The following is an 8,719-nucleotide window of genomic DNA, read 5'->3' as shown; positions in this document are numbered from 1 at the left end:
TCGATCACGCTTTTCTTCGAGACGTTATGGGTTCGAGCCGTGGCATTAAGGCTCATTCCTTCACTCCTGGCCTTAAGGACTGTGATGATTCGGCTCAGCGGGGTTTTCAGTCCCGTGATTGGGGTTGCAAAGGTCTCGCTAAAGTAAATGTCACATCTGCGACAATGGAGAATGCGTCGTAAACCATACGATTGCGTCGGATAAAGCGTGTGAATGTGAACATCTTCGCTGGCACAGCATGGACAGGGATGAGCAAATAGATCCATCAGGTGTCGGGTTAATAGGAAACTACATTATCGCTCAAATTCAGATATTGAAAGGATTAACACTGACCCAGGCAACGGAACCAGTGCCAGGTTTTTCAATCGGCCAAAAATACTTCCCCAGGGGCATAGACCGATAGAACGTAGAGACCTGTGCCGAAGCGCGACCTTGATCATCATTGGCAAAGGCAGGCCGGGGTTCTTTGGGGATCAGGAGCTTCACCCCATACTGCCGCACAATCGCTGCGGCAGAAATTTCCAAAGCACTAGCGATCGCAGGAGTCGATCCCCGATTTTGAATTAAAAACGTCAATTCCTGATCGGCTCCAACCCCTTGCTCGGCATGATTGATCAGCTTGGTTTCAATTTCTTCAATAATCGCCAAATGATCATTGGCCTCTAGAAGTGGAGCCCAGACCTCCACGGTTAGCTGTTCGTATCGCTCCCGGATTGCCCCCGCCATCAGCTCCGCCAGCCACAGCGTATCCATGCGGCGATATTGCCAGGGAACGGTGTCCGGTTGCTGCGTTCCCCAGAGAATCACCTGCTGAAGATCTCTCGCCGCCTCCTTGGCAATAATTTCCGCATCCAGTAACAACACCACCGGACTAAAATCATTCTCAATTTGGCAATGGAGATACAGCCGCTCTCCTAAATCTCGCACCGACCATTGGGCTGCCGCCTCATGAGATTTTCGCTCAATGCCCAGCTCCTGGTAAAGTTCATCCACATGGGAGGGCACCCCCCGCGCTGCATCGGCCCCCAGCGATCGGACAATGCCATCGGGCGATCGCCACCCCACCTGGCGAGTGCCTACGGTAATGATTAACGAACTTATCATTACCATTCTCCTTTCAAAGGCCAGATTTTCAGGCACTCCTCAGGGGCAGTATCCTTTCTAAGTCGTTTAATATAGTCCTTTCGAGGTGAAGTGTGGGCTTCAAAAACAGTAACCACCTGAAAATCTTCGGAGGGCGCGGCAATCCAAACAGGCGAGGGCAAAACAGGATTTGTATGAGTCGTTCCACACAACTGAGGATGATATTTTTGACTCTGGCCATTACTGCCAGCAAAATCTTGATGCAAAATGCCTAACGCATAAGGTTTATTTTGAATCTCTGATCCGCTACAAACAATCACTCTACTATTTGAGTTGATCACCTGATGCCAGAGGTTACTTTCCTTGCTTGGAGGCTGTGGCCGAAGTTTCATGTTAGCTAGCTTTCCAAGGCCCACATAGAATAGTTGAATTTTTTGCTGAAATAACTTCTGAAATTCAGAGATGTTAGAGTATTTTTTCCAATCAGCCGGTGGATTTATTGCCTTTAGAGTCGAACCTCGCCAAGGTGGATTAGGATTAGGACTATTACGCCGTGAATAGCAAGGTCGTCTTGCTCCTTGTCCCACCCCTCCAAGATGAAACATTATCCAGGTTAGAGATTTCATGACTTGAGTAAGGTAAGTTGCTTGTTCATCACTAATCCCTTTGTCAGAAAAACTTAAGGCAAGTACACCTTCTTGCCTGCCAGGTTTGGTTGGGCTATTAGACGGCACACTGATCGTATTGAGTACTTCAAAGCGAATCAATCCTGTTTTATGATCTAGGTTTTCCTTTACAGCTTGGTCAATTGTTCCAAATAGCTGCGCCTCAAAATCTCGTACAGTTTGAGAAGGAAAGAATCCTAGAGCAAAAGCCCTAAACCAATAGCGTAAAACCGACTTGAACGCAGTGGAACGGACTTCATCCTCAGGTTTTATATTAGGCACCAGTTTACCGTTATTGCGTTTGTAATTACCTTGCCTGTCCTTTTTAAATAATTGATTCAAACTGCTAAATGGTTGTGTTCCATGTATCAGTTGTCCAGTAAGCAGAAAATTAATCTCAAAAAAGAACTTATTCTGCAGAGGATTGTCAACCAAGTGTAATCTTCCATATCCAGCGTTGATCTGACTGCCTACTCCTGACGCCAAACCTTGGATTAGCCAATCTCTAATTTGCTTGAATTCATTGGGAGGTAGGCTTTGCCTCGTAGGTCGGATGCCTATGACAAAGACTGAATTCTTCAGGGAAAGAAAAGAATTGGGATTGGACTCTAACGTTAGAAATTTTTGACTATTGTCCCACGCCCAAATATTGTTAACCATATCCATTGCTAATCCACCTGCTTTTCCAGCTTCCTTTGGCAAAGGATAGGCATCTAAAAAAATCACCTTTCCAGCGCGATCGCCCTTCTCGGCCTCTAGAGAGCCAAAATAGGGCGCAATTTTCTGCTCAGCCTCCTTCCACTTGAGATTTTCTGTTTTCATGAAATGGCGAATACCCTGGGTGCGGGCCACGCCGCGCAAGGTACTGGAGGGAATATAGGGCATTCCCAGCGCATCAAAGGCTGGGAGTAAAATACTTTCTGGGCCACGATGCCCGCCCACGCGAATCCGCCAGGGACATTGGACCTCAAACCAGTTATTGTCCCCGGCGATTAGCTTGGTGCGCTCGGTGAGCGTTTGAAGGCGATCGCGGTAATCTCCCCGCTCCGTTGCCATCTGCAACATTTGCACCTTAGTGGGGTCTTTGTAGGCATGGTCCGCGGCCCGCATCCAGCGCAGATATTCCACAAAGCTAGCGCCTGGATCAGGCTTGGGGGGATCCACTAACCAGGGCGACGGAGGTTCGGGGTTCCCGCCGCCGCCATTGCCAGAATTCGCGTTGCGATTTCCTCCGCCTCCGCTTTGCCGTTGCGGCGTTGACGGCCCCCCTCTGGCGGTGGCAGCAGGATGGGTAGAGCGCTGGGGCGAGGCGGGAGGATTGGGGCGATTAGCAGGATTGGGACGATTGGGGCGATCAAAAACCATCTTGTTATTCTCCTTTGACGTCGGCATAGACCGCAGTGGCCCAAAAGCTAAACTCCAGGGCGATCGCCAGTCCCAACCCAGTCAGGCCCAGATAATCATCCACCGGCAAATTCTTCAGGGTCTTTAAGCCTCCCTCCCCTGATAATCCCTGAACATCAGCCAGCGTTTCTAAACATTGGAAGTATTGCTTTACCACTTGTTTCTTTCCTTCTTGTTTCTTTCCTTCTTGATTCAATGCCATCTCTTCTGCCTTCAGCCGCAGTAAGCCCCAAGTCGAAAGATAGGTGTAGAGTTCTACGGCCTGTTTTCTTTGTTGCTGAAGTGTGTCGTTGCTGTTTGTTTGCGATCGCAGCTGACTCAGCCTTTCATACACTGGCGTCGCAATCGTGCGGGGGTCAAATAGATCCATCTTCTTTCCTTTGTTCTTGAATGACTAAGCCAACCAATGCTGCACAAATCCGCGCCCCAGACTTTCCTGCCCCCCAATTTGAAGCAGACTCGCTTGATTTAATAGCGTTCTGAAACTCTCCTGGGATGAATCGGCGGAACCCTTTGCCTTTGAGGTCACTCCCCAGGGAAAATACATTAATGTATCCGGTGGAATGGCCTCCTCGTATCTAAACCCACCGTCCACCGTCTTGGTCTCATCGAGCTTAATTTTGACCTGTCGCCAGAGGCTCATTTGAATCAACGTCGCACAATGCCGATCCGGCAGCACCACCCCCCGATCAATCTCGACCTCTTGGCCAGCGGAGGGTAGAAATGGCGTAAAGTCTTGCCCCATCGTGAGATGCGAGTCCTTTAAGATGGCATCTTTGAGGTAAATCGATTGGCCACCGGTGATACTGGTGCTGTACTCTGCCGGAATTGTGTCACTGCCCCCCGATAGACGCTGCCAACGCCGGAGCAGCATCGGGCAGGTCACCCAAACCACGCCATGGCTCAGGGAAGGCACCGGAATCCACAAAATCGAACCGTCGCCAATCCAAATGTCCCCTTGCTCTAACTCTCCATCCTTGAGATCCGTCCCAAACAGGAGGGGGCGAATTGTTTCCTCCGCCGTTGCACGCAGCCGACCCCGAATCGTACTGGAGGGAATGTAGGGCAATTCCGTGTGGGATTCGCGGGCAATGCCCAATAAATTTCCTTCCTGGGTCGAGCCTCCGGTGTGCAAAGGCGCAATTAAATACAAATAGACAAGATTCATGCTTATTTACTCCACTGAAATCCATAACATTTCCGAATACCCTAACCGGCGATAGCGGTGGGCCTTCACCCCTGGATTGTCCTGAAACAACGCTTCCGGGTGATCCAGGTAATACACACTGCCCGGCGGGGCCGCAAATACCTGCGGTGCCGGCCGACTTCGGCCAGTTTTGCTCTCCACAAATCGGCTACTGATGGGAACTGCCTCCGCCGTAGCCACACTGACCAAGGGGCCAGGGGTTTGATTGGGATTAGACCGGTGGGTCAGTTTCCATTCCCACGGCCAGGACCGACATTTAGCCACCCCATTCAGGGTTCGCTCAAAGACTCCCGGTGTGGCCAAATAGGCTAGGGCCTTCCCAGTTTGCCGGAAGTTGCGCTGGGATAGCTGGTCGATTTCAGCCCATTGAGTTGCAAAGGCATCGCAGGGTTCTACTAAGGCCCGATGCCCTTCCCCCCCTAACCGCAGGACCGTGCCTGCCGGCAAGGAGGATTCCAGGGCGATCGCTAACCCCCATCCAGGTTTCAGCCGAATCGCCTTTTCCACAAAATAGCCATCTGCCTCTTTTACGGTTCTGGTGCCCGGTTCTAAGGAATTATGGGGACGATTTTCCACCAGCCAGGGCTGCCCCTCCGTTCCTGGCACCCCATGCATCTCCTCCGGGGCGATCGCCTCCTGTTTGAGAAACTTCAGCAAGGTTGAACTCTCCAGATACGCACCAGCCTGCTGTTTTTGAGGGGCGATCGTCTCCGGCTCGACCTGAGGAATCACCAGCGGAGCTGGATCCTGACCATTCCACATCATCTGTCGAGAGGGATCGTCCGCTGGCAACCAAGGCGCTGGCATCAGCAGGTTTGTGCCCACGTAACTTAAGGGCTTGGGAAAACACAGCCGGTCTTGATAGCAGAGAAACGGCCCCAGGAGTTTAAGGTCGGAGTGATGGTTACATAGGGGGCGCACTGCCCCGGCAATGGTATGGCCCGAGGGTGGAAAAAGACTGCTGGCCCAGGCCCGTTCCGTTGGACTAAAGGGTTTTGCATCTCGAAACATCCACACGTCCAAGGGCGTGATCCGATACCAATATAAGGTCATCCTAATGTCCTTTCAGCTTAATATCACGTTTTCGGAGAATAAACGCCGTCAGCTTCAGCCATGCCTGGACAGCCGTCTGACGGTCTTGGGGATCTGTCTGTCGCCACAGTTCCTCCAGCCACCCTTGGCAGAGATTCAGCATCGCAGTCCTGGCAGACTCCTGATTTTTGAATAAATCACGACGATTGATAAAGGCCTTGAGCCAGCAGGCGATCGCCGATTGGGTGGGAACCGGATGTGCCCCCCAAAGTTCTGCCATTTGCTCAAAGCAGGCCGCAAAGTCTCCCGCTTGTAGATTGGGAATCCATTCGCCCAGAGAAGCCGGAGCGCCCAGGAGCCCCCGCCATTGATCAAACACCGAGAATTTACAGGTGGCCTTTAGGCAGTTTCCATTTCCGAACAATACCCGCACCTGTACCGCATCCTTGGCCGTTTTGGGGTCTTGGGCTTCTCCGCGATGGGCTTTGGCTTCCGCCTCTGCCTCCCAGAGATTTTCCAGGGCGATCGCCAGGGGCACTGCTTGGTTCACAATCACTAAACCAAAGGAAATGGTCGCGGCACTGCCCATGGTAAATAGCGGCCGCTGGGCAATGCCTGAGGGCTGCCGGTTTGGAACCTGCCACCGCCAGTAGTCCCCCTGATGATCAAATTCCCCCAGCGGATCCGGCTGCCCTTTAAAACATTGGCGCAAATCCCACAGCCAGCTATCCCATTCCCAAAGGTTGGAGTAGGCCAACACATCATCTCCCCCGCCGTAAATCAGTCGTCCTGCATAACGCTGTTCCGTCAGATAGGGCACCAACTGGTTAGAAAAATCCAGCAAGGCTCGGCTCAGGGCGTTGTGAGTTGCAGGCCCCATGCGCTTGGGTTGGGTTATGAATTTTTCAAAAGACTCCTTTAACTTGCCCTCTACGTTCAGGGAACTGGCAAGGTAATTTTGGTAAGGCTTGAGTTTTTCCCCTTTCAACCATTCACTCATGCCGTCACCGTCCCCAGCCGCCAACACATACCAGTCCGCCGGGTTGTTGTCACCATAGCGCCTGTCCAGAATTTCCTGGATCCGCTGCCGATAGTCTCGTCTGCGCTGACGAATATCCGCCTGAAGCAGGTCTATTAAGTCTGCATCGCGGGTTTGGGCAAGTTGATCTTCCAGCGCCTTTAAAGCATCCAATTCCAGATCCTCAAGCAGCCATCCGGCATTAAGATATCGACTGGTATTATTTCTCAAGGGAGAATTTACCGGCTGATCCATCCACGGAATCCCCCATTGAATTGAAGCGGGGAAGGAACTGCCACTCATCCAGGGCTGCTGTCTAATTTCCTGACAGGTGTCCACAAAGTATTGCCGATGCTCGGCGCCATGCACCTTCAGGTAACCCGCCACCCCCGCCGTTAAATCGGGGTAAGCCGTTTGAAAATCTGCTTCTCCATAGCCCGGCAACAATTGCGGCAAAATTTTGTGGAGCCCCCGCTTGACCGTCTCGGTCGCGTTGAGCAGTTCTGTGCCGTCAAATAACCCAGCCTGTCGTTGCCAACCGGCTTTCACCTCGCCTTCGGAGATCCAATCCCCCTGGGGATGCACCGCTGGCCCCAAGCCCGAGAGGCTTGACCGCACGCTGAAGGCCGTGGGAATTTCCCAATTCCGGGCATTTTTAATGGAGGTGAGCCCCAACCTCAACTGATCAAACACGTAAGGCCACCAGGATCCCACGTTAGCATTGGCTGGATTTTTTCCCTGCTGTTGTCTGCGCAATTCGCCAGCCTGCTGGAGAAACTCAGCTTCAGCTTGGTTAAAGAGAACCTGCTTAGGCTTGACTTTGAAGGTTTTATTTTGACGATCTGCCCAGGGTTTGTCGGCGGCACGGTACACCTCCGAACTGGTGAGGTCACTGTGGCGATCGCCGATGGGCAGGGCACTCCAATAGGTTTGCCACTGGGCCTGGAGCCACCCCTTCCAGGACTTATGATCCAGGGGCAGCGATGTCATCCAGTGCCGCTCTTGCAAAGATCCATGCACCAGTTCGCCCACCTTCAGCCACTCTTGCCGGAGAACCTGATCCGCCATTTGCATCGCAGCGGCGACCTTATCCTCCGGCAGCACCACCACAATCACGTTGGGAAATCCGGCCGTGAGCAACTGGGCCTCAGCGGGTTTGGGCACCCATGGCTCAAAATCTGGCCATTGTTCCCGAATCCAGGCATCAATCAAAGGCTGCTGGAATAAGCTGGGGTATAGCACCGTATCAGGGCCATATTTCATTGCGATCGCCCAGCAGACCTTGGCCGACAGGTAATGCAAGATCCAAGATCCGGACCAAAAGTCCCGCATTTTGCGACTGGCCTTAATCAAGGTCTGAATCGGGGAAAAACTAAAGACGGTCATATAGGCGCGGGAGGGCTCCTGTTTATGGGGCCACTTCTGCAGTGCCTCAGGAGACAGGTCATAGCCCGCCAAGGCCCCCGCTAGGGCCGCGGTCATACTCGTGTGACTCCAGATGGATCCATCGGGCAAGCGGGTTTCGGCGGGCATCAGCAATAAAGATGGGTCCGCACCGAACTTCTGACAGACGACCTCAGGCAGGCATCTCCAAAGCCACCAAAAAACCTTACGTTCATCCTTTAGATCAAAAATGGGTGTGCTTTGATGGGAATCGGCTGCCGAGTCCACAAGGCAGGCCTCAAATAAGCTTTTCTCCAGATCAAAGAGCGTCTGAGTAGGATTCTTGCCTTGGCTCAGCTGATGAAACTCTGGCTGCAGCCGCAACTCAAGCGCTTCCCCCGAGAGCAAATGGCGGATTTGCAGGCCTTGGTCACTGTAGTTGACGCTGCTGTTCAAACTGCCAATGGCACCGCGATCGCTGGCCGAGGCAATCATATCCGCCAGGTGAATTTGCTGAAATCCTTTTCTTTGCGTCGTTTCTGGGTTTGAATCTTCATCGACCCAGTCCCTCAGCACCCAAAAGTCTTTCCAGAAAGAATTTTGGCCACGCCCAGGGTTTGAATGTAAAGCCTTGAGCACCGGATCATGCAGCAAGCCCCAGATTTTGGCTTGCCAATAGGGTTGAACCATACTTAACCTTAGTGTTTCCAGATTACAAGCAACGGCATATCGCCAGGTAATCTCCCGTGGACCCTTGAGAGAAAATCAAGGCAAAATAATTTCTAACTAAAAATAGTTAACGAGAGAAAAAAGAAGAATATATGCATGAAGTGCCTTCTCGCGACCTATTTTAGCTAGATAATAATTAAAATTGTGGCATCTGCCCCATTTAATTTGTGAAGTTTGGTGAAGGCTACAGGGCATCTA

General features: G+C 51.9%; 6 protein-coding genes. All 6 read right to left on the bottom strand.

The features are described 5' to 3' along the window. Positions 1-306: 306 nt before the first annotated feature. Genes QQ91_RS09040 through cas10 form a run of 6 tightly spaced genes read right to left on the bottom strand, consistent with a single transcriptional unit; the run spans position 307 to position 8,482 of the window. Complete coding sequence (locus QQ91_RS09040; RefSeq protein WP_166281645.1) at positions 307-1,104, bottom strand: hypothetical protein; 798 nt, start codon at positions 1,102-1,104, stop codon at positions 307-309. Then, positions 1,104-3,113, bottom strand: a complete 2,010-nt coding sequence (locus QQ91_RS09035; protein WP_166281719.1) for an RAMP superfamily CRISPR-associated protein — start codon at positions 3,111-3,113, stop codon at positions 1,104-1,106. Before QQ91_RS09035 ends, QQ91_RS09040 begins: the two co-directional genes overlap by 1 nt. Before the next feature lie 4 nt (positions 3,114-3,117). Continuing rightward, positions 3,118-3,522, bottom strand: coding sequence for a hypothetical protein (locus tag QQ91_RS09030; RefSeq protein WP_166281717.1), 405 nt, complete (start codon positions 3,520-3,522; stop codon positions 3,118-3,120). A 24-nt stretch (positions 3,523-3,546) separates the two neighbouring features. Then, positions 3,547-4,320 (bottom strand): type III-B CRISPR module RAMP protein Cmr4, encoded by a 774-nt coding sequence (gene cmr4 / locus QQ91_RS09025; protein ID WP_166281715.1) that lies wholly within the window; start codon positions 4,318-4,320, stop codon positions 3,547-3,549. 6 nt (positions 4,321-4,326) lie between these two features. Then, positions 4,327-5,412: a type III-B CRISPR module-associated Cmr3 family protein gene (locus QQ91_RS09020; protein WP_166281713.1), complete on the bottom strand. Its 1,086-nt coding sequence runs from the start codon at positions 5,410-5,412 to the stop codon at positions 4,327-4,329. Position 5,413: 1 nt separating this feature from the next. After that, complete coding sequence (gene cas10, locus QQ91_RS09015; protein ID WP_166281711.1) at positions 5,414-8,482, bottom strand: type III-B CRISPR-associated protein Cas10/Cmr2; 3,069 nt, start codon at positions 8,480-8,482, stop codon at positions 5,414-5,416. Positions 8,483-8,719 lie beyond the last annotated feature (237 nt).

Source organism: Lyngbya confervoides BDU141951 (assembly GCF_000817775.3).
GTDB lineage: Bacteria > Cyanobacteriota > Cyanobacteriia > Thermosynechococcales > Thermosynechococcaceae > Lyngbya > Lyngbya confervoides.
This window is presented reverse-complemented; position numbering and strand designations above follow the sequence as displayed.

Coding starts and splice junctions, on each gene's coding strand:
- QQ91_RS09040 (WP_166281645.1), bottom strand. CDS start 1,104: ATGATAAGTTCGTTAATCATTACCGTAGGCACTCGCCAGGTGGGGTGG.
- QQ91_RS09035 (WP_166281719.1), bottom strand. CDS start 3,113: ATGGTTTTTGATCGCCCCAATCGTCCCAATCCTGCTAATCGCCCCAAT.
- QQ91_RS09030 (WP_166281717.1), bottom strand. CDS start 3,522: ATGGATCTATTTGACCCCCGCACGATTGCGACGCCAGTGTATGAAAGG.
- cmr4 (WP_166281715.1), bottom strand. CDS start 4,320: ATGAATCTTGTCTATTTGTATTTAATTGCGCCTTTGCACACCGGAGGC.
- cas10 (WP_166281711.1), bottom strand. CDS start 8,482: ATGGTTCAACCCTATTGGCAAGCCAAAATCTGGGGCTTGCTGCATGAT.
- QQ91_RS09020 (WP_166281713.1), bottom strand. CDS start 5,412: ATGACCTTATATTGGTATCGGATCACGCCCTTGGACGTGTGGATGTTT.